This window comes from Bradyrhizobium sp. USDA 3311 (assembly GCF_054062495.1).
On the sequence record NZ_JBSSFI010000001.1, the window covers coordinates 1,985,355 to 2,003,783 of the forward strand.

Sequence of the window (18,429 nt, forward strand, 5' to 3'; positions counted from 1 at the left end):
CTGTTATTTGCAAAATTGCACGATCGTCACGGCAACTTCACTTGCGATGCGCGCACATGCGGGCGACGGTCTCCGCTTCTCAACGAGGAGATCCCGCCGTGCGCCTTCCCATTCTCGATCCGAAAGATCTGACCGACGAACAGAAGCCGCTCTATGACGACATGCGGGCCGGCATCAAGGACCACTTCAAGGGCTTTGTGAACATGCGCGACGATGGCGCGCTGCTCGGACCCTGGAATCCCTGGGTTCGCGAGCCGCGCTTCGGCAAGCCGGTGTGGGAGCTGGTCAAGGCGATCGCGTCGAACCCGCTGCTGCCGGCCTCGGTGCGCGAGGTCGCGATCCTCGTCACCGGCTCGCATTTCCGCTCCGGCTACGAGCTCTATGCTCATGTGCTGGTGGCCGAGCAGCGCGGCCTCTCCGACGAGAAGCTCGCGACCATCGTGGCCGGGCAACGGCCGGTGGATCTGACCAAGCAGGAGGCGGTCGCCTACGACGTCGCATCGGCGCTGGTGAGCGGTGGCGTGCTGCCGGAACTGACCTGGCGCGCCGCGGTCAAGGAGTTCGGCGAGCATGGCGCGGCCGAGCTGTCCTATCTCGTCGGCGTCTATTGCATGGTCTCGGTCACGCTCAACACCTTCGACGTGCCGGTGCCGGAGTAGAAGCGCCTTGTTCTGTTCGAGCATGATCTTTTCGGAAAACCGCTGCACACTTTTCCGGATCATGCTCTAATTGCGCACGGTGTAGAGCGGCGTCCGCAGCGTCAGCTGGTAGGACGGTTTCGGCATCCATGCGATCTGCGCGGTGATGCCGAACAGGCGGTTGTCGTTTTTCGCAGCAGGCAGTCCGCTCGGCAGCGTCGCGCCCTGTCGTACCGCCAGGGCTTCGAACGCGGCCGACAGGGAGGTGTTGCCGAAGCCGAGCCCGAGCGTGCCCGCGGGAATCGTCGCGCAAGTCGTGCGCAGGTCGAGATAGATGTCCGAACGGTCGGCTTCGCGATGGGCTGTGCCGGGGCACGTGACGATCCGACGCGTGGCGACTTGATGACGGAACTGTTGTTAGATGGAACGTGATTGCTCCTGTGGTCAAGCGCTGTCCGCAAGCGATGGACTGCGCGGATATGCGCGGGTACCCTGCGGTGATCGCGTTGATATACTCGCCGGCCAGAGTGCAGGCCGGACAATGGAGGGACGACAGTCATGAACACGTCACGCCGCATCCTGCTCACTGGTCTGGCAGGCCTCGCTGTCGCTCCGACCGCCGTGGCCGCCGCCGTTCCGTCGGCCGAACCTGGCGACGTGACGGTCGCCGAGGAGCGCTTCGCGCGCACGATCGCGGCCGCGCATGCGCCCGATGTCACCTGCGCGCGGCAGGCCGAACGCTATGCGGATGCGCATTGGCCCGAATATGTTGTGGCAGCCAGAGCCGTGCTGGACGCGCGCGTGTGATTCGCGCTTTTACTTCTCCACCGCCCGCCGCACCTGTTCGCCGATCTGCGACAGCACGAGCTGTGCCTGCGGCAGGATCGCGCCCATGGCGTGGAAATTGTGGACCATGCCGTCATGGCAGACGTGCTCGACGGTGACGCCTGCGGCGAGAAGCTTGCGCGCATAGGCATTGCCTTCGTCGCGCATCGGGTCGAACTCGGCGGTATGGATGATTGCGGTCGGCAGGCCCGCAAAGCGTGTGGCGCGCAGGGGTGAGATGCGGGGATCGGCGGCATCGATGCCGCCGGGCAGATAATCGGCGAGATCGGCTTCGATCGTGATGCGATCGATCAGGTGGCCCTCGGCGAACGCCTCGCGCGAAGGCGAGGTCTCCTCGAAATCAAGCACCGGGCAGATCAGGCATTGCGCGACGATGGAGAGGCCGGCGTTCTGCAGCGCTTCCTGGCACACGATCGCGGCGAGCGTCGCGCCGGCGGAATCGCCGCCAACCACGAGGCGTCCGGCGTCGATGCCGAGGGACGACGCTTCGCGCGCGACCCATTCGGTGGCGGCGATCGCATCCTCCACCGCGGCGGGAAATTTGTGCTCCGGCGCGAGGCGGTAATCGACCGAGACCAGGCGGCAGCCGGTGGCATGCGCAAGTGCCGCCGCGATGCGGTCGTGCGTGGCGACGCTGCCGGCGACGAGCCCGCCGCCATGAAAAGAACACGAAGCCCGGCGCGCGCTCAGCGGCGGTTGCGGGCGAATACAGCCGATAGGGAAGCCCTCCGCCGGGGCCGGGCAGCGTGCCGTCGGAGACGGTCACGTCAGGCGCGTCAGTGCGCGCGAACTGCATCAGTTTCGCCAGCGACTGCCGCCGCGCCTCGACGCTCGGCCGGTTTCGCACCTGCGGCCCGGCCGCAGCCATCATGGTCAACAAACGCTTTGCGAGCGGATCGAGCGGCATGGAGGACTCCGTAACGTGGACGGCATTATATCCGGTTTGCTCCCCAATGTTATTTCACCGCGATGCTCACCCTCCGTCCAGGGGCCCCTCCAGGGGAGGGGGGCATTCCCCGCAGGGAATCATTTAGAAATTGCCCCCAATAGTCGTGCCATATTGCGGCATCACGCCAAGGGGAGGCCGGTCATGGCCGAGATCAAGAAAGCCATCGAATATTCGCCGAGTTGGACCTTCTTCGAGGGCAAATGGCACGACGGCAATGTGCCGATCATGGGCCCGCGCACGCATGCGGCCTGGCTCGGCTCGGTCGTGTTCGACGGCGCGCGCGCGTTCGAGGGCGTCGCACCCGATCTCGACCGTCACATCGCCCGTGCCAATCAGTCCGCAATCAATTTTGGCCTGAAGCCGGTGGTCGATCCCGGCACCTGGCTCACGCTCGCAAACGAAGGCATCGCGCGCTTCGCGGCGAATGCCGAGCTGTATATCCGTCCGATGTACTGGGCGGAGAACGGGTCGGGCGGCGGCGTGCTGTTCGACCCCGAGACCACCAACTGGTGCCTGTGCATCTACGAGGCGCCGATGCCCAAACCCGTCGGCAACGCCATCACGCTGTCGCCGTTCCGCAGGCCGACTGCCGAATGCGCGCCGGTCGAGGCCAAGGCGGCCTGCCTCTATCCCAACAATTCGCGCGCGCTGGCGGAGGCCGCCTCCCGCGGCTTCCATAACGCGCTGATGCTCGACATGCTCGGCAATGTCGCCGAGTTCGGCAATTCCAACGTGTTCATGGCCAGGGACGGCGTGGTGTTCACGCCGGTGCCGAACGGCACCTTCCTCAACGGCATCACGCGCCAGCGCGTCATCGGCCTGCTTCGCGCCGACGGCGTCACCGTGGTCGAGAAGACGTTGCGCTATGCCGACTTCCTCGCCGCCGACGAGATTTTTTCAACCGGCAATTTCGCCAAGGTCGCGCCCGTGATTCGCATCGACGAGCGCGAGCTGAAGCCGGGCCCGCTCTACACAAAAGCGCGCAAGCTCTATTGGGACTTTGCGCATGCGATGAAGCTGGCAGCGTAGGCTTCCTGACGTCGTCCTGGCTTTCGCCAGGACGACACCGAGGGTGTGGCATGCGCCACGCCTCAAGAGCCGCGCCTCCGGAACCGGCTGAACTGAAACGCCTGCGTCGATTTCCACGGCGTGTGATGAGTCTCGCTGCGCGTTTCGATCAGCTCGAAATCCGGCCCCAACTCCGTCGAAAGACTCTTGCTGTCGTGGCGCTGCACCGGCAGGCCGCTGCATTTCTCCGGACCATCGAGCGCAAAGGTGGCGATGATGACGTGGCCGCCGGCCGCAACCGCCGACCGCAGGCGCTCGACGTAGGCGGCCCTGTCGCGCGGATCGGTCAGGAAGTGAAACGCCGCACGATCGTGCCAGACCTCGTAGCTGCGCGCCGGCCGCCACGTCGTGGCGTCGGCGACGATCCAGTCGACGGACGCGGCCGCCGGGCCGATCCGCCGCTTTGCAGCGTCGAGCGCATTGGCGGACAGGTCCAGCACGGCGAGATTGCGGTATCCGTCCTGCAAGAGAGCGTCCACCAGCCGCGAAGCGCCGCCGCCGATATCGATGATGCCTGCGCCGCGATCCACGTTGGCGGAGCGGATCATGTCGAGCGAGATCGCCGGGCTCTCCTGAAACCAGCTGACCTCGGTCTCGCCCTTTGTGGCGTAGACGTTGTTCCAATGCGCGCTTGGGTCGGACATGGCGGCTTCTCCAGCGTCGTCCTGGCGAAAGCCAGGACCCATTACCCCAGGAAGCAGTTTGGCGATGATTCGTCGTTCGGTACTGCTATCGATCTCTACCGACAGATCACGCGGTATGGGTCCTGGCTTTCGCCAGGACGACATTGTGGAATGACGGGCGCACAATCGCCAAGCAAACGCCCGCGGCAGGCGGCCGCGCTGAGGCGAACGAGAGGACCTACTCTTCCTTCTTCGACATCCGCTCGAGGCGTTCCTGCATTTCCTTCATCTGCTGGCGCAGATCGTCGATGTTGCTGTCCTTCGGCGCCTCGGCGGTCGCATCGGGCTCCGGCTCCGGGGTGGTGGAGGAGCGCGCCGGCGGGGCGAACGGCTTGAACATCGAGAAGGTCTGCTGGAACAGCTCCATGTTGCGGCGGACCTGCTCCTCCAGGGGCGCAAAGGGCGTGCCGGACAGCGTATTGGCGATCTGCTTGCGGAACTTCTCCTGTTCCTGGGTCAGCGTCGCGATCGACTGTTCCAGATATTTCGGCACCACCATCTGCATGCTGTCGCCGTAGAAGCGGATGAGCTGGCGCAGGAAGGTGGTCGGTAGCAGGTTCTGGCCGGCCTTGTTCTCCTGCTCGAAGATGATCTGGGCCAGCACCGAGCGGGTGATGTCGTCGCCGGTTTTGGCGTCGTAGACCAGGAAATCTTCGCCATCCTTGACCATGGCGGCGAGGTCTTCCAGCGTCACATAGGTGCTCGTTCCGGTGTTATAGAGCCGGCGGTTCGCGTATTTCTTGATGGTGGTGGGTTGGTCTGATTTCGCCATGGGCTCTCACTTGCAAGACGCTGAGAACGGGAACCCGGCGGCCGATGCCGCAGGGCGGGAAGAGTACGCAACGCAACAAAATAAGCATTTTCAAAGGGGTCACGCTACCGTTTTGTGCGCCACGGTTAATCGGGCAGCAAAAACGTGCTTGCGAAAGCGCCAAGAACGCTATTTGGAATGCGTTGCGGCATGAATTCGGCCACCGGCCGATTGACATGCCGCAATGACGTTAACAGGATGCCGTCCGAGACTGGCGAGCCGTTTCCCCAGCCCCGTCTGCCCCCATTCAACCCCAGGAGATGCCCATGTCAGACGATGTCGTCATCGTCAGCGCCGCCCGCACCCCGGTCGGAAGCTTCAACGGAGCGTTCGCGACCCTTCCCGCCCACGATCTCGGCGCCGTCGCCATCAAGGCCGCGCTGGAGCGTGGTGGCATCGAGCCCGGCCGGGTCTCCGAAGTCATCATGGGCCAGATTCTGACCGCCGCTCAGGGCCAGAACCCGGCCCGCCAGGCCTCGATCGCCGCCGGCATTCCGGTGGAGAGCCCGGCCTGGGGCGTCAACCAGCTCTGTGGCTCGGGTCTGCGCACGGTCGCACTCGGTTACCAGGCGCTGCTCAACGGCGATTCCGAGATCGTGGTCGCCGGCGGCCAGGAATCGATGAGCATGGCTCCGCACGCCCAGTATCTGCGTGGCGGCGTCAAGATGGGCGCGCTCGAATTCATCGACACCATGATCAAGGACGGCCTGTGGGATGCCTTTAACGGCTACCACATGGGCAACACCGCCGAGAACGTTGCGCGCCAGTGGCAGATCACCCGCGCCCAGCAGGACGAGTTCGCGGTCGCCTCGCAGCAGAAGGCCGAGGCCGCGCAGAAGGCCGGCAAGTTCAACGACGAGATCGTCCCCGTCACCATCAAGACCCGCAAGGGCGACGTGGTCGTCAGCGCCGACGAATACCCGCGCCATGGCGCAACGCTCGATGCGATGGCCAAGCTCCGTCCCGCCTTCGAGAAGGACGGCACGGTCACCGCAGGCTCTGCTTCCGGCATCAATGACGGCGCTGCCGCCGTGGTGCTGATGACCGCCAAGCAGGCTGCCAAGGAAGGCAAGAAGCCGCTCGCGCGCATCGTGTCGTGGGCGCAGGCCGGCGTCGATCCGAAGATCATGGGCTCGGGCCCGATCCCGGCCTCGCGCGCCGCGCTGAAGAAGGCCGGCTGGAACGTCGGCGACCTCGACCTGATCGAGGCCAACGAGGCCTTCGCGGCGCAGGCTTGCGCCGTCAACAAGGACCTCGGCTGGGACACCTCCAAGGTCAACGTCAATGGCGGTGCGATCGCGATCGGCCACCCGGTCGGCGCCTCCGGCGCGCGCGTGCTGGTGACGCTGCTGCACGAGATGCAGAAGCGCGATTCCAAGAAGGGCCTTGCCACGCTGTGCATCGGCGGCGGCATGGGTATCGCGATGTGTCTGGCGCGCGACTGAATCTAGCTCTCGCGCAGCTTACGTGGACCATGCGCGTGCGCTGCACACATAAGTGAGTGCGTTGCACGCGACTAAAAAGGCAGCGGTTGCAAATCAAATATTCTTCGCAACCGCGTCAGCCTCGACTAAAGAGAAACGCCCGGCTCACGCCGGGCGTTTTGTTCTTGATGTCCGTCAAACGTCCCGCATAATCCGTAGCTAAAAACGATCACTCAGAAACGTCCGAAGAGTCCAAGGGAAGGAATACGATATGGCACGTGTTGCATTGGTGACGGGTGGTACGCGGGGCATCGGAGCTGCGATCGGCAAGGCGCTGAAGGCGGCCGGCTACAAGGTCGCGGCGAGCTACGCCGGCAACGATGCCGCGGCGGAGAAGTTCAAGGCGGAGACCGGCATCGCTGTCTACAAATGGGACGTCAGCAATTTCGACGCCTGCGCCGAAGGCGTGAAGAAGGTCGAGGCCGAGGTCGGCCCGATCGACGTGCTCGTCAACAATGCCGGCATCACCAAGGACGGCGCCTTCCACAAGATGAGCCTCGAGCAATGGAACGCCGTGATCGGCACCAATCTCGGCTCGCTGTTCAACATGTCGCGCCAGGTGATCGAAGGCATGCGCGGGCGCAAGTTCGGCCGCATCATCAACATCTCCTCGATCAACGGCCAGAAGGGCCAATTCGGCCAGGTGAACTATTCTGCGGCGAAGGCCGGCGAGATCGGCTTCACCAAGGCTTTAGCGCTGGAGAACGCCAAGGGCGGCGTCACCGTGAACGCGATCTGCCCCGGCTACATCAACACCGAGATGGTGCAGGCGGTGCCGAAGGACGTGCTGGAGAAGGCGATCCTGCCGCTGATCCCGATCGGCCGCTTAGGGGAGCCCGAGGAAATCGCACGCGCAGTCGTGTTCCTCGCCGCCGACGAAGCCGGCGCCATCACCGGCTCGACGCTGACCGTCAACGGCGGCCAGTACATGGTGTGATGCGTAGGCATCACGCAGGCTGATATCGACGACGTCGTCATGCCCGGGCTTGTCCCGGGCATTTGTCCATGCACTGTCATTCCGGGGGCCCGCGATAGCGGCGAACCCGGAATCTCGAGATTCCGGGTTCTGCTCTTTGAGCCGCTCCGGAATGACGAGGCGATTTAAATGACTCCCCGCACCGCGACGCTGATCGGATTGACCGCGATCCTGATGTGGTCGCTGCTGTCAGTGATGACGGTGGCGACCGGAAAGATCCCGGCATTCCAGCTCGCCGCGATGACATTTGCGATCGGCGGCCTCGTCGGCCTGCTCACCTGGATCGGCCGCGGCGAGGCGGCGAAAAGCCTGCGCCAGCCACTGGCTGTGTGGACCGTCGGCGTCGGCGGCTTGTTTGGCTATCACGCGCTGTATTTTTTGGCACTGCGCTTCGCGCCGCCGGCTGAAGCCGGTCTGCTCAACTATCTCTGGCCGCTGCTGATCGTGCTGTTCTCGTCCTTCCTGCCGGGCGAGCGGCTGGCCGTGCATCACATCGTCGGTGCCGTGCTCGGCCTCGTCGGCACCGTGCTGCTGTTCGCCGGCAATACCTCCGGCTTCGCGCCGGGGGCGGTGCCGGGATTGATCGCGGCCTTCATCGCCGCCTTCGTGTGGGCGACCTATTCGGTGCTATCGCGCCGATTGAAGGCGGTGCCGACCGACGCGGTCGCGGGCTTCTGTCTCGCCACGGCGTTGCTCGCTGCGCTGATGCATGGCGCGCTCGAAACCACCGTGTGGCCGGAGACGGCGCTGCAATGGATCTCCGTGATTGGGCTCGGCATCGGCCCCGTCGGGGCTGCGTTCTACGCCTGGGACATCGGCATGAAGCGCGGCGACATCCGCGTGCTCGGCGCTGCGTCCTATGCGACGCCGTTGCTCTCTACCGGCTTCCTCATCGCCGCCGGCTTCGCAAAAGCCAGTGCCAATATCGCCATCGCCGCAGTCCTGATCGCCGGCGGCGGCCTGATCGCGGCGAAAGATATGGTGTTGCGGAAGCGATGATTGTCATTCCGGGGCGCACGACGTGCGAACCCGGAATCCATTTATCGGCGTCAATGGTGGCGAGATAGATTCCGAGTTCGCCGCTTGCGGGGCGCCCCGGAATGACGGTGTGGAGCTACGGCTCCCAGCCCTTCGGCGCGAGCTCGAACTTCGCGAACTCGAATGCGGGTGCCACGGTGCAGCCGACCAGTGTCCACTCACCTGTTGTCTCGGCCATCTGCCATGCATCGGCCGGTACGATGGCCTGCGGTCGTTCGCCGCTCACGAGATCCGTGCCGAGGCGGACCTCGTGCTGGGAGCAGCCCTCATGCGCGATGCGCAGCATCAGCGGGCTGCCGGCGTAGTAATGCCAGATCTCGACCGCATCGATGCGGTGCCAGTGCGAACGCTCGCCGCGCGCGAGCAGGAAGTAAATGAGGGTCGAGCGCGAACGGCCGTTGGCGTCCGTGGTCTGGTCGCGAAACGTCTCGCGATAGTGCCCGCCTTCGGGATGCGGTCGGAGTTCAAGGCGCGCGATGATCTCGGCTGCGGTCGGCATCGATCCCCGTCAGGATTTGTTCTTTAGGATTTGTTCTTGCGCTCGCGCAGCTCGCCGAACACCGCGGCGGCATCCGCACCCTTCATGTGTAGCCTGGCTGCGACCGAGGGGTCATCGGCACGCAGGAACACGTTTGCTTGCTTCTCGTCACCAAGCAGTGAGGGGATCGTGGGCTTGTTCTCGGCGCGAAGCTTGGCCACCTCCGCCGCGCGCGCCTGAAGCGCCGCATTGTCGGGATCGACGGTGAGCGCGAACTTGACGTTGGAGGCGGTGTATTCGTGGCCGCAATAGAGCTTGAAATCGTCAGGCAGGGCCCGCAGCTTCAGCAGCGAATCCCACATCATCGGGTAGGTGCCCTCGAAGACGCGGCCGCAGCCGATCGAAAACAGCGTGTCGGCGGCGAACACGGTCTTCTCGGTGTCGAACACGTAGGAGATGTGGTCGAGCGTGTGGCCGGGCGTCTCCACGACGCGCGCCAGCAGGTTGCCGACCTTGACCACGTCGGCATTGGCGACGCGCAGGTCGACGTTGGCGATCGCAGTGGTCTTGTCGTGCGGCGCGACGACGCGGCAGTTGTATTTGTGCTTGAGTTCGGCGACCCCGCCGACATGATCGCCATGGTGATGGGTGATCAGGATGTCGGTGAGCTGCCAGCCCTCGCGCTCCAGCGCCTTCAGGATGGGGCCGGCCTCCGGCGCGTCGATCGACGCTGTCGCCTTGGTTTCCACATCGTGGATCAGGTAACCGAAATTGTCGTTTAAACAGCTGAAAGTACGAATTTCGGCAGCCATGACGTCTCCTTCGCGCTCAGCCCCGCCAGACAAATATGGCGTTAACGTTGCGCAGGCAATGCAATATTCAGCGCGCAGCCGCGGCCTTGCGCATGTTACATTGCCGTCATGAGCATCGACGTCGTCGACCTCCGCGAGTTCTATTCCCGTCGCCTCGGGATTGTGGCGCGGCAAATGATCAATCGCGGCATCAGGGAGCGCTGGCCGCGCGCCGAGGGCCAGCGCGTGCTCGGCATCGGCTATCCCACGCCCTATCTCGGACTGTTCCGGGAGGACGCCGAGCGCTGCCTCGCCTTCATGCCGGCGGCCCAGGGCGTCCTGAAATGGCCTACGGGGCGGCCGGCGCTGGCCTCGCTGGTGGATGAATTCTCGCTGCCGCTTCCCGATTCCGCGGTCGACCGCATCCTGCTGGTCCACGCGCTGGAGATGTCGGACGATCCGGCTGCGCTGCTGCGCGAGGTGTGGCGCGTGCTGTCGCCGTCCGGCCGCGTGATCGCGGTGATCCCGAACCGGCGCGGCGTGTGGACGCGCAGCGACAATACGCCGTTCGGCCACGGCCGGCCCTATTCGCGCTCGCAGATCACCGATCTGTTGCGCCAGACCTGGTTCACGCCGACCGCCTGGGGCGAGGCGCTGTTCATGCCGCCCTATGCCGGCGGCTGGGTGCTGAAATCGGCGCAGATGTGGGAGCGTGCCGGCGCGGCGCTGTCGCTACCCTTCGCCGGCGTGCACATCGTCGAGGCCACCAAGCAGGTCTATCGCGCGATCCCCGCCAAGCGCGAGCGGGCGCGGCTGATTCCCTCGTTGAAGCCGGTGCTGGTGCCGTCCTCGACGGTGACGCGCAGCTGAAAACAAATCGTCCGCGGCGCGAGGCCGGGACGATGCAGATCAGAAAATCCGAAGGAGCTTACTCGCCGGGCGCCAGATCGTCGCTGGACGCGGCCGGAGCGGCTTCGCGCTCGGGGCGCGGGCCATGCGGCCGGCGCCGCCGGCGCGGAAAGCGCTCGCCGCCACCACCGCCCTCGAAGCCAGCCTGGCCGCCGTTCGCGCCGACATTCACTTGCGGCTGTGCGCCGGTGATGAAGGAGGGCAGGCGATCGACGCTGCCGGCATCGGCGATGACGGGCTGCGGCTGGTTCGGCGGCATTGGCTGCGGCTGATATTGCTGCGGCTGCGGACGATGGTCGCGTTCGCGGTGCTCGCGCGGCTGCTGGTTGTCGCGCTGGTACGACGGCTGGTTGTCACGCTGCTGGTGATCACGCTGATGATGATCGCGCTGGCCGTCGCGGTCGCGCATGAAGGGCTGCTGCTGTTGCGGCTGCGGGACGAAGCCCGGCTCCTGGCCGAAATTCGAGAAATTCTCGCCGTCGTCTTCGCCGTCGTCGCTATTGCTGCTGATGGGCTCGTCGCCGCGCGGCTGCTGGTTCTGGCGGAACTGCTCCTGGGCGGCCGCGATCAGGCGGAAATAATGCTCGGCGTGCTGGTAGTAGTTCTCGGCAGCAACGGGGTCGCCGGAGGAGCGCGCGTCGCGCGCGAGCTGCAGATATTTTTCGGCGATATGCGAAGCCGTGCCGCGGATCTTGATATCGGGTCCGTTGGACTCGTAGACCCGGGTCATCGGGTTCTGGCCGCGCCGGTTGTTGTTATTGTTGTTGTTGCGGTTGCGCATCCGCTGCTTGTTCTGACCGTTTCTCATGTCCTGCCTTTAATTCCAGCCCTAAAGGTTGCACGCATTACTGATTGCTAGGAGTGACCTGATGACAGCGGTTCACATCGCTCACGCGCACCGCGCGCAAGAGGCGGCTTGAACCCTGCCAATGTTCGTCGACCGTCGCGTTCAACAAAGACGCGTTCCCCACCCGCCAGCATTCATTGCCAGCGAACCCATTCATTTTGCCTGCCAAAACAAGCCCTGGTTTCTTGCGTTAGTCTTCGCGCGCAATATCAGGCTTTCGTTCACTTTGCGGTCGGAAAGCTGCGCACCTCAATGGGCTATCGCGCTTAACAGGACCTGCGGCTTGGAACCTAAAATCAGTGAAGCTCTCGCCCGAGAGCCCGGCTTTCGCCCGTAGGTGTACGGGGCCGACACCGATGTGTTGAGTAGAAGGTAGTCGTTCCCAAGGGATATTCCAAGTGGTTTTTACAGGCCAATCCGGCTTTTATGGGGGCATTTTTCGGGCCGAAACGGCCCGTGGGATACCCGCCAAATCGGCCTTGGGCGGCCTGTCCACCACCAACGCCGCAGCCGTCAAAAGGGTTTCAATATTTCGGGCCTGGCCCTGTCCGGCCTCGACGATCAGCGCTCCGCCGGGCGCGAGACGCTCGGCCGCCTGCGGGATCAGGGCGCGGTAGGCGTCATATCCGTCGTTGCCGCCGTCGAGCGCCAGATGCGGATCGTGCTCGCGCACCTCGATGCTCAATTTCGGAATTTCGGCGGAAGGGATATAGGGCGGATTCGACACGATGAGGTCGAATGGGCCGCGGAGCGCCGCTAAATAGGAACAGGCGACGAAGGCGGAGCGGTCGGCAAGGCCAAGGGTCACGGCATTGCCCCTGGCGGTCTCGAGCGCGTTCAGGCTGAGATCGGTGCCGACGCCGAAGGCGCCGGGAATATCGTGCAGCAGCGCCAGCAGGATCGCGCCGGATCCGGTGCCGATGTCGGCGATGCGTGGCTGCTGGATTGCCTTCTGCTCGCGGAAAAGCTCGAGCGCGCGCTCGACGACCGTCTCTGTGTCGGGGCGTGGGACCAGGGTTGCGTCCGACAGGCGGAACGGCAGGCCCCAGAATTCGCGCGTCCCGAGAATGCGCGCCACCGGCTCGCCCGCGATCCGGCGTTGCGCATGCTGCGCGAGCCGCGAGGCCTCCGCTTCCGTGAGGAGCCGCGCAGCCTGCGCGATCAGGCCGGTGAGATCGAGGCCGAGCGCAGCACCAAGCAGGATGCGGGCGTCGAGCTCGGCTTCCTCGAGCTGCGCCGATCGCAGCCGCGCCGCCAGTGCACGCCGTGCGCTCTCGATCGATTGTCCGGTGAAGGGATCGCTCACGCGGGGCGTCACGCCGCCGCGCCTTGCGCGGCGAGCTGTGCGGCCTGGTGCTCGGTGGTCAGCGCGTCGATCAATTCGCCAAGCGCTTCGCCCGCGATCACCTGCGGCAGCTTGTAGAGTGTCAGATTGATGCGGTGGTCGGTGACGCGCCCTTGCGGGAAATTATAGGTGCGGATGCGCTCGCTGCGATCGCCGGAGCCGACCTTTTCCTTGCGCTCGGCCGAGCGCGCCGCATCGACGCGTTGCCGCTCGGCGTCGTAGATGCGCGAGCGCAGGATGTTCATCGCCGAGGCGCGGTTCTTGTGCTGCGAGCGGCTGTCCTGCATCATCACCACGATGCCGGTCGGGATGTGGGTGATGCGGATCGCCGATTCGGTCTTGTTGACGTGCTGGCCGCCGGCGCCCTGCGCGCGCATGGTCTCGATGCGCAGATCATCGTTCTTGATGTCGACGTCGACATCCTCGACCTCCGGCAGCACCGCCACCGTCGCGGCCGAGGTGTGGATGCGCCCCTGCGTCTCGGTGTCGGGCACGCGCTGCACGCGGTGCACGCCGGATTCGAACTTCAGCTTCGAGAACGCGCCGCGGCCCTGCACCTCCGCGATGATTTCCTTGTAGCCGCCGACGGTGCCTTCGCTCGCCGAGATGACCTCGACCTTCCAGCCCTGCAGGCTGGCGAAGCGCTCGTACATCCGGAACAGGTCGCCGGCGAACAGCGAAGCCTCGTCGCCGCCGGTGCCGGCGCGGATTTCCAGCACCACGTTGCGGTCGTCCATGGCGTCCTTGGGCAGCAGCGCGACGCGGATTTTCTGGACGAGATCCTCGATCCTTGGCGTCAGCTCGTCGCGCTCGGCTTCCGCCATGCCGCGCATCTCCGCATCCGTCGTGGGATCGGCGATCAGCGCCTCGGTGTCGGCGAGTTCTTTAACCGCGGACCGGTAAGTCTTGACCGCCTCGATCAGCGGCGTGATCTCGGCGAGCTCGCGCGTGATCTGCACGTAGCGCTCGGAGGCGAGCTGTCCCAGCGATTCGGCCTCGAGCGAAGCGTGATGCGCGAGCAGGACGTCCAGTTTGGCTTCGGGGAGTGACGACATCGGGTAAGTCTCAAATGGCGGAAGGCGGCGAGGCGGCGGGACGCGGGCGACAGGCCCGCTACAAGGCCAGGCCTTCGGCCTCGGCAAATTCCGTCAGCTTCTGCCGGATCGAGACGCTGCCGCTTGGCGCATCCAGCAACGGGCCGAGCATCGCCTCGGCCTTCTTGGCATCGAGATCGATCACCATCGCCTTGACCGGGCCGAGCGCGGTTGCCGACAGCGACAGCGAGCGATAGCCCATCGCGATCAGCGCCAGCGCGCCGATCGGCTTGGAGGCCATCTCGCCGCAGAGCGACAGCGACTTCTGCGCCGCATTGGACTTGCGGGCAATGTCGCGCAGCGCGCGCAGGATCGGCGCCGACATGGTGTCGAAGCGCTCGGAGACCTTGGCATTGCCGCGGTCGACCGCGAACAGGAACTGGAACAGATCGTTGGAGCCGACCGAGATGAAATCGACCTTCTTCAGGAGCTCGTCGAGCTGATACAGCAGCGCCGGCACCTCGACCATGGTGCCGATGTCGATCCGCTCCGGCAGCGTGTGGCCGTGCTGGCGCAGATATGTCAGCTCGCGCTCGACCAGCGCCTTCGCCGCATCGAATTCGGCGACCTCCGAGATCATCGGGAACATGATGCGCAGCGCGCGGCCGCCGCCGGCGCGCAGCAGCGCGCGGATCTGGCCGCGCAAAAGGCCGGGACGGTCGAGCCCGAGCCGGATCGCGCGCCAGCCGAGCGCCGGATTTTCCTCGATCACCGCTTCCATATAGGGCAGCGCCTTGTCGCCGCCGATGTCGAGGGTGCGGAAGGTGACGGGCTTGGTGCCCGCCGCATCCAGCACGGTGCGATAGAGCGCGAGCTGGTCGCTGGTGCGCGGCAGGCTCTGGCCGACCATGAATTGCAGCTCGGTGCGGAACAGGCCGATGCCGGCGCTGCCGGTGTCCTCGATATGCGGCAGGTCGATGGCGAGACCTGCGTTGATCATCAGCTCGACCTTCTGGCCGTCCTTGGTGACGCAGGGCCGGTCGCGCAGCGCGAGGTACTGCGCCTGGCGGCGGGCACGGAAGCGCACGCGTTCGGCGAAGGCCGCCTCGATCTCCTGCGAGGGGCGCACATAGATCGAGCCCGACGTGCCGTCGACGATGATGGCGTCGCCGGGATCGGCGATACCGGGCGCGTTCGGCACTTCGCCGACCGCAGGGATTCCGAGCGCGCGCGCCACGATCGAGACGTGGGAGTTGGCGGTGCCTTCCTCCAGCACGATGCCGCGCAGGCGCTTGCGGTCGTAGTCGAGCAGCGCCGCCGGGCCCATCGCGCGGGCGATGACGATGGCATTGTCGGGCAATTGTTCGCGTGACGGCGCGTGGTCCTGGCCGACGAGCTGCCGCATCAGGCGGTAGCCGAGATCCTCGAGGTCATGCAGCCGGTCGCGCAGGTATGGATCGGTCGAGCGCAGCATGCGCGCGCGGGTGTCGGACTGCACGCGCTCGACGGCGGCTTCCGCGGTGAGGCCGGTGGCGACAGCCTCGTGCAGCTTGTGCGACCAGCCCTGGTCGTTGGCGAACATGCGATAGGCTTCCAGCACCTCGCGGTGCTCGCCGCCCTCGGCGACGTCGCCGCGCTCCAGCATGCGGTCGAGATCGGCGCGCAGCTTGGCGAGCGCGGTGTCCAGCCGCTTGATTTCCTTCGGCAGGTCCTCGGCGATGTAGTCCTTGATGACGACGCGCGGCTCGTGCAGCACGACATGGCCGAGCGCGATGCCTTCCGACAGGATCGCGCCGACCCTCTGCATGGAGTGGCGCGCGGCCGGCTCGAGGCCGGGCTGGGCCAGCGCCGACAGTTCGCCGGAGGCGATCAGCTCGGCCAGCACCATCGCGGTGGTCTGCAGCGCCTCGAGCTCTTCCTCGACATAGGTGCGCTTGGCGCGGTTCTGCACCACCAGCACGCCGAGCGTGTTGCCGGCGCGCAGGATCGGCACGCCGAGGAAGGAGTGGTAGATCTCTTCGCCGGTCTCCGGGCGGAACGAGAAGGCCGGATGGCTCTGCGCGTCGTTCAGATTGAGCGGCGTCGCCTCGCTGGCGACGAGGCCGACCAGGCCCTCATGGGCGCTGAGCACGGTGTGGTGCACCGCCTCGCGGTTCAGACCTTCGGTAGCGTAGAGCTCGAGCGTGTTGTCGATGCGCAGCACATAGACCGAGCACACCTCGGCCACCATGTTGGCGGCGATCAGCACCACGATCTTGTCCAGCCGCTCCTGGGCCGAGACCTGCTCCGCCATGGTTTCGCGGAGCCGTCTCAACAAGACGCGGGGACCTCCCGACGCGCTCCGCATGTACCCTCAGTCTCCTCCGTCAGCCGGGCCCGAAAGGGGGTCCCGGCGGCTCGCCCGAAAATCCAGAAAAACAACGAATTTGCTCATCCGGCGCCGGCCCGGGTCCAAATCTTCTTCAGATTTGGCGCCTGAGCCGAATCAGCACCGCCTCAACTGGGGCACAGTATGTGGCAGCCCACCCTGTTCGCCGTATAGCGAATTGGGGCTTGTTTTGCCAAGCAAAACGCCTGCCAGACGCGAAGGTGTGTACACCTTCGCGTTTGCTGCGACCGCTAAGAGAAAATTAGCCTAAGCCTGATCGAGGCCGTAGAGCGTATGCAGGGTCCGCACCGCAAGCTCGGTATAGGCGGTGTCGATCAATACCGAGAATTTGATCTCGGAGGTTGTAATGGCCCGGATGTTGATATTCCGTCCGGCGAGGGCCGAGAACGCCTGGGCGGCGACGCCGGCGTGGCTGCGCATCCCGCTGCCGATTACCGATATCTTGGCGACGTCGGTGGCGGTATCGAGCCGGGCATAGCCGATCTTGCCCTTGGCGGCGGTAATCGTATCCCTGGCGCGGGTGAAGTCCGCGGCCGGCACCGTGAAGGTGAGGTCGGTGGTCTTGCCGTCCTCGGAGACGCCCTGCACGATCATGTCGACGTTGATGTTGGCATCCGCCAGCGGACCGAAGATCGACGCGGCGACGCCCGGCTTGTCCTCGATCTGGCGCACCGAAATCTGGGCCTCGTCCTTCGAAAAGGCGATGCCGGTGACGACGTGGCTTTCCATGATCTCCTCCTCGCTGCAGATCAGCGTGCCGGGCGGCTGGTTGGCATGCGGGTCGATATCCTCGGGCTTGTCGAAGCTCGAGCGGACGAAGATCGGCATGTTGTGGACCATGCCGAGTTCCACCGAGCGGACCTGGAGCACTTTCGCGCCCTGCGAGGCCAGTTCCAGCATGTCTTCGAACGCGATCTTGCCGAGCCTCTTGGCCTTCGGCACGATTCGCGGGTCGGTGGTGTAGACCCCGTCGACGTCGGTGTAGATGTCGCAGCGGTCGGCCTTGACGGCGGCGGCGACCGCCACGGCCGAGGTGTCGGAGCCGCCGCGGCCGAGCGTTGTGATGCGGTTGGTCTCGGGGTTGATGCCCTGGAAGCCGGCGATGACGGCGACTTCCTTGCGATCCCTAAAGCGCTTGATGATCTCGCTGCCGTCGATGTCCTCGATCCGGGCCGAGGCATGGGCGTCGCTGGTCTTGATCGGGATCTGCCAGCCCTGCCAGGAGCGGGCCTGGATGCCCATGCTCTGGAGCACGATGGCGAGGAGGCCGGAGGTCACCTGTTCGCCGGAGGCGACGACGGCGTCGTATTCGCGCGCATCGTGCATCGGCGAGGCCTCGGTGCACCAGGCCACCAGCTCGTTGGTTTTGCCCGACATCGCCGAGACGACCACGGCCACTTCGTGGCCGGCGTCGACCTCACGCTTCACATGGCGTGCGACGTTGCGGATGCGTTCGATGTTGGCGACGGATGTGCCGCCGAATTTCATCACGAGGCGGCTCATGACGACGCGTGCATTCCCTCATAAGGATCAGTATGGTGACCCGCACTGGACGGGCCTCGCGGACACCGACCGCGCGTATACATAGCGGCGGGGCCGGGGGCAAGCGGGTTCCTGCGGGGGCAGGCTCGAGGTCCGGTTTGGGGGTAATGGGTTAACCGAGAACATGGCGCGTTACATCGACGAGATCCTGCAACCGGGCGAGCGGGTGCTGTATTCGACCAATGCGCACTGGATCTTCTATTTCCCGGCGATTGTGGCCTGGATCGTGGCCCTGGCCCTGTTCGCCCTGTCCCGGCAGAGCGACATCTACAGCGTGATGATCCTGTCCCTGTTCGGCTCGGGCCTGGTGGCGCTGGCCGCCCTGTACTGGACCGTGAAGGGCTGGTTCCATCGCTTCACCACCGAGACCGACGTCACCAACCTCAGGGTTGTGCACAAGACCGGGTTCATCAAGCGCCGCACCTTCGAGATGGCGCTGGACAAGGTCGAGAGCGTCGACGTCGATCAGACGATTCTTGGACGTATTCTCAACTACGGCGACGTGACCATTCGCGGTGTCGGCGAGGGGATCGAGACGATCAGGACCATCGCCTCGCCGCTCGCCTTCCGTAGTTCGATCACCACGCGGTAGGACCGCGCG

General features: G+C 65.3%; 17 protein-coding genes and 1 pseudogene. 8 read left to right on the plus strand and 10 right to left on the minus strand.

Going from position 1 to position 18,429, the window contains the following annotated elements; all coding sequences use genetic code 11:
* Positions 1-98 precede the first annotated feature (98 nt).
* A complete protein-coding gene (locus tag ACVWW6_RS09330; protein WP_028175243.1) occupies positions 99-659 on the plus strand; it encodes a carboxymuconolactone decarboxylase family protein in 561 nt (186 codons plus the stop codon).
* A gap of 537 nt (positions 660-1,196) precedes the next feature.
* On the plus strand, positions 1,197-1,445 hold the full coding sequence (locus ACVWW6_RS09335; RefSeq protein ID WP_456680586.1) for a hypothetical protein: 249 nt from the start codon (positions 1,197-1,199) through the stop codon (positions 1,443-1,445).
* Between the two features lie 9 nt (positions 1,446-1,454).
* Here ACVWW6_RS09335 and ACVWW6_RS09340 read toward each other — a convergent pair.
* A pseudogene (locus ACVWW6_RS09340) lies at positions 1,455-2,391 on the minus strand (alpha/beta hydrolase).
* 183 nt (positions 2,392-2,574) lie between these two features.
* Here ACVWW6_RS09340 and ACVWW6_RS09345 point away from each other — a divergent pair.
* The gene (locus ACVWW6_RS09345) at positions 2,575-3,462 is read left to right on the plus strand and encodes a branched-chain amino acid aminotransferase (protein WP_456680587.1); all 888 of its coding nucleotides are present in this window, start codon (positions 2,575-2,577) and stop codon (positions 3,460-3,462) included.
* Between the two features lie 62 nt (positions 3,463-3,524).
* Here the strand turns inward: ACVWW6_RS09345 and ACVWW6_RS09350 are convergent, their stop codons facing one another.
* Both ACVWW6_RS09350 and phaR read right to left on the minus strand, forming a co-directional pair.
* A complete protein-coding gene (locus ACVWW6_RS09350; RefSeq protein ID WP_038966671.1) occupies positions 3,525-4,145 on the minus strand; it encodes a class I SAM-dependent methyltransferase in 621 nt (206 codons plus the stop codon).
* Positions 4,146-4,362: 217 nt separating this feature from the next.
* Positions 4,363-4,956, minus strand: a complete 594-nt coding sequence (gene phaR / locus ACVWW6_RS09355; RefSeq protein ID WP_011083059.1) for a polyhydroxyalkanoate synthesis repressor PhaR — start codon at positions 4,954-4,956, stop codon at positions 4,363-4,365.
* A 305-nt stretch (positions 4,957-5,261) separates the two neighbouring features.
* Between phaR and ACVWW6_RS09360 the strand changes: the two genes are divergently transcribed.
* The 3 genes from ACVWW6_RS09360 (at position 5,262) to yddG (ending at position 8,454) form a co-directional block, all read left to right on the plus strand.
* Positions 5,262-6,440 (plus strand): acetyl-CoA C-acetyltransferase, encoded by a 1,179-nt coding sequence (locus tag ACVWW6_RS09360; RefSeq protein ID WP_028175239.1) that lies wholly within the window; start codon positions 5,262-5,264, stop codon positions 6,438-6,440.
* A gap of 250 nt (positions 6,441-6,690) precedes the next feature.
* Positions 6,691-7,416 carry an acetoacetyl-CoA reductase gene (gene phbB, locus ACVWW6_RS09365; protein ID WP_028175789.1) on the plus strand — a complete coding sequence of 242 codons (726 nt, stop codon included), beginning with the start codon at positions 6,691-6,693 and terminating at the stop codon, positions 7,414-7,416.
* A gap of 168 nt (positions 7,417-7,584) precedes the next feature.
* Entirely contained in the window at positions 7,585-8,454 is an 870-nt protein-coding gene (gene yddG, locus ACVWW6_RS09370; protein ID WP_011083056.1) for an aromatic amino acid exporter YddG, read from the plus strand.
* A gap of 115 nt (positions 8,455-8,569) precedes the next feature.
* On the opposite strand, the gene ACVWW6_RS09375 is transcribed toward yddG, so the two are convergent.
* On the minus strand, positions 8,570-8,992 hold the full coding sequence (locus ACVWW6_RS09375) for a cupin domain-containing protein (RefSeq protein ID WP_011083055.1): 423 nt from the start codon (positions 8,990-8,992) through the stop codon (positions 8,570-8,572).
* 23 nt (positions 8,993-9,015) lie between these two features.
* Entirely contained in the window at positions 9,016-9,783 is a 768-nt protein-coding gene (gene gloB, locus ACVWW6_RS09380) for a hydroxyacylglutathione hydrolase (protein WP_456680588.1), read from the minus strand.
* 108 nt (positions 9,784-9,891) lie between these two features.
* Between gloB and ACVWW6_RS09385 the strand changes: the two genes are divergently transcribed.
* The gene (locus tag ACVWW6_RS09385) at positions 9,892-10,632 is read left to right on the plus strand and encodes a methyltransferase domain-containing protein (RefSeq protein ID WP_011083053.1); all 741 of its coding nucleotides are present in this window, start codon (positions 9,892-9,894) and stop codon (positions 10,630-10,632) included.
* Positions 10,633-10,690: 58 nt separating this feature from the next.
* Here the strand turns inward: ACVWW6_RS09385 and ACVWW6_RS09390 are convergent, their stop codons facing one another.
* The 5 genes from ACVWW6_RS09390 to ACVWW6_RS09410 form a co-directional block, all read right to left on the minus strand.
* The gene (locus ACVWW6_RS09390; RefSeq protein WP_011083052.1) at positions 10,691-11,479 is read right to left on the minus strand and encodes a DUF4167 domain-containing protein; all 789 of its coding nucleotides are present in this window, start codon (positions 11,477-11,479) and stop codon (positions 10,691-10,693) included.
* Between the two features lie 463 nt (positions 11,480-11,942).
* The gene (gene prmC / locus ACVWW6_RS09395) at positions 11,943-12,836 is read right to left on the minus strand and encodes a peptide chain release factor N(5)-glutamine methyltransferase (protein WP_456680589.1); all 894 of its coding nucleotides are present in this window, start codon (positions 12,834-12,836) and stop codon (positions 11,943-11,945) included.
* Positions 12,833-13,918, minus strand: a complete 1,086-nt coding sequence (prfA, locus tag ACVWW6_RS09400; protein WP_060909839.1) for a peptide chain release factor 1 — start codon at positions 13,916-13,918, stop codon at positions 12,833-12,835. The genes prmC and prfA overlap by 4 nt, the downstream gene beginning before the upstream one ends.
* Positions 13,919-13,976: 58 nt before the next feature.
* Complete coding sequence (gene ptsP / locus ACVWW6_RS09405; RefSeq protein WP_456680590.1) at positions 13,977-16,244, minus strand: phosphoenolpyruvate--protein phosphotransferase; 2,268 nt, start codon at positions 16,242-16,244, stop codon at positions 13,977-13,979.
* Positions 16,245-16,532: 288 nt separating this feature from the next.
* Entirely contained in the window at positions 16,533-17,789 is a 1,257-nt protein-coding gene (locus tag ACVWW6_RS09410; protein ID WP_011083048.1) for an aspartate kinase, read from the minus strand.
* Between the two features lie 163 nt (positions 17,790-17,952).
* Here ACVWW6_RS09410 and ACVWW6_RS09415 point away from each other — a divergent pair, with 163 nt between their 5' ends.
* The gene (locus ACVWW6_RS09415; protein ID WP_011083047.1) at positions 17,953-18,420 is read left to right on the plus strand and encodes a PH domain-containing protein; all 468 of its coding nucleotides are present in this window, start codon (positions 17,953-17,955) and stop codon (positions 18,418-18,420) included.
* Positions 18,421-18,429: the final 9 nt, after the last annotated feature.

What these genes read in the sequence shown, in the direction of transcription:
- ACVWW6_RS09335 (WP_456680586.1), top strand. Translation starts at nt 1,197, where the DNA reads ATGAACACGTCACGCCGCATCCTGCTCACTGGTCTGGCAGGCCTCGCT.
- ACVWW6_RS09345 (WP_456680587.1), top strand. Translation starts at nt 2,575, where the DNA reads ATGGCCGAGATCAAGAAAGCCATCGAATATTCGCCGAGTTGGACCTTC.
- ACVWW6_RS09350 (WP_038966671.1), bottom strand. Translation starts at nt 4,145, where the DNA reads ATGTCCGACCCAAGCGCGCATTGGAACAACGTCTACGCCACAAAGGGC.
- phaR (WP_011083059.1), bottom strand. Translation starts at nt 4,956, where the DNA reads ATGGCGAAATCAGACCAACCCACCACCATCAAGAAATACGCGAACCGC.
- ACVWW6_RS09360 (WP_028175239.1), top strand. Translation starts at nt 5,262, where the DNA reads ATGTCAGACGATGTCGTCATCGTCAGCGCCGCCCGCACCCCGGTCGGA.
- phbB (WP_028175789.1), top strand. Translation starts at nt 6,691, where the DNA reads ATGGCACGTGTTGCATTGGTGACGGGTGGTACGCGGGGCATCGGAGCT.
- yddG (WP_011083056.1), top strand. Translation starts at nt 7,585, where the DNA reads ATGACTCCCCGCACCGCGACGCTGATCGGATTGACCGCGATCCTGATG.
- ACVWW6_RS09375 (WP_011083055.1), bottom strand. Translation starts at nt 8,992, where the DNA reads ATGCCGACCGCAGCCGAGATCATCGCGCGCCTTGAACTCCGACCGCAT.
- gloB (WP_456680588.1), bottom strand. Translation starts at nt 9,783, where the DNA reads ATGGCTGCCGAAATTCGTACTTTCAGCTGTTTAAACGACAATTTCGGT.
- ACVWW6_RS09385 (WP_011083053.1), top strand. Translation starts at nt 9,892, where the DNA reads ATGAGCATCGACGTCGTCGACCTCCGCGAGTTCTATTCCCGTCGCCTC.
- ACVWW6_RS09390 (WP_011083052.1), bottom strand. Translation starts at nt 11,479, where the DNA reads ATGAGAAACGGTCAGAACAAGCAGCGGATGCGCAACCGCAACAACAAC.
- prfA (WP_060909839.1), bottom strand. Translation starts at nt 13,918, where the DNA reads ATGTCGTCACTCCCCGAAGCCAAACTGGACGTCCTGCTCGCGCATCAC.
- ptsP (WP_456680590.1), bottom strand. Translation starts at nt 16,244, where the DNA reads ATGCGGAGCGCGTCGGGAGGTCCCCGCGTCTTGTTGAGACGGCTCCGC.
- ACVWW6_RS09410 (WP_011083048.1), bottom strand. Translation starts at nt 17,789, where the DNA reads ATGAGCCGCCTCGTGATGAAATTCGGCGGCACATCCGTCGCCAACATC.
- ACVWW6_RS09415 (WP_011083047.1), top strand. Translation starts at nt 17,953, where the DNA reads ATGGCGCGTTACATCGACGAGATCCTGCAACCGGGCGAGCGGGTGCTG.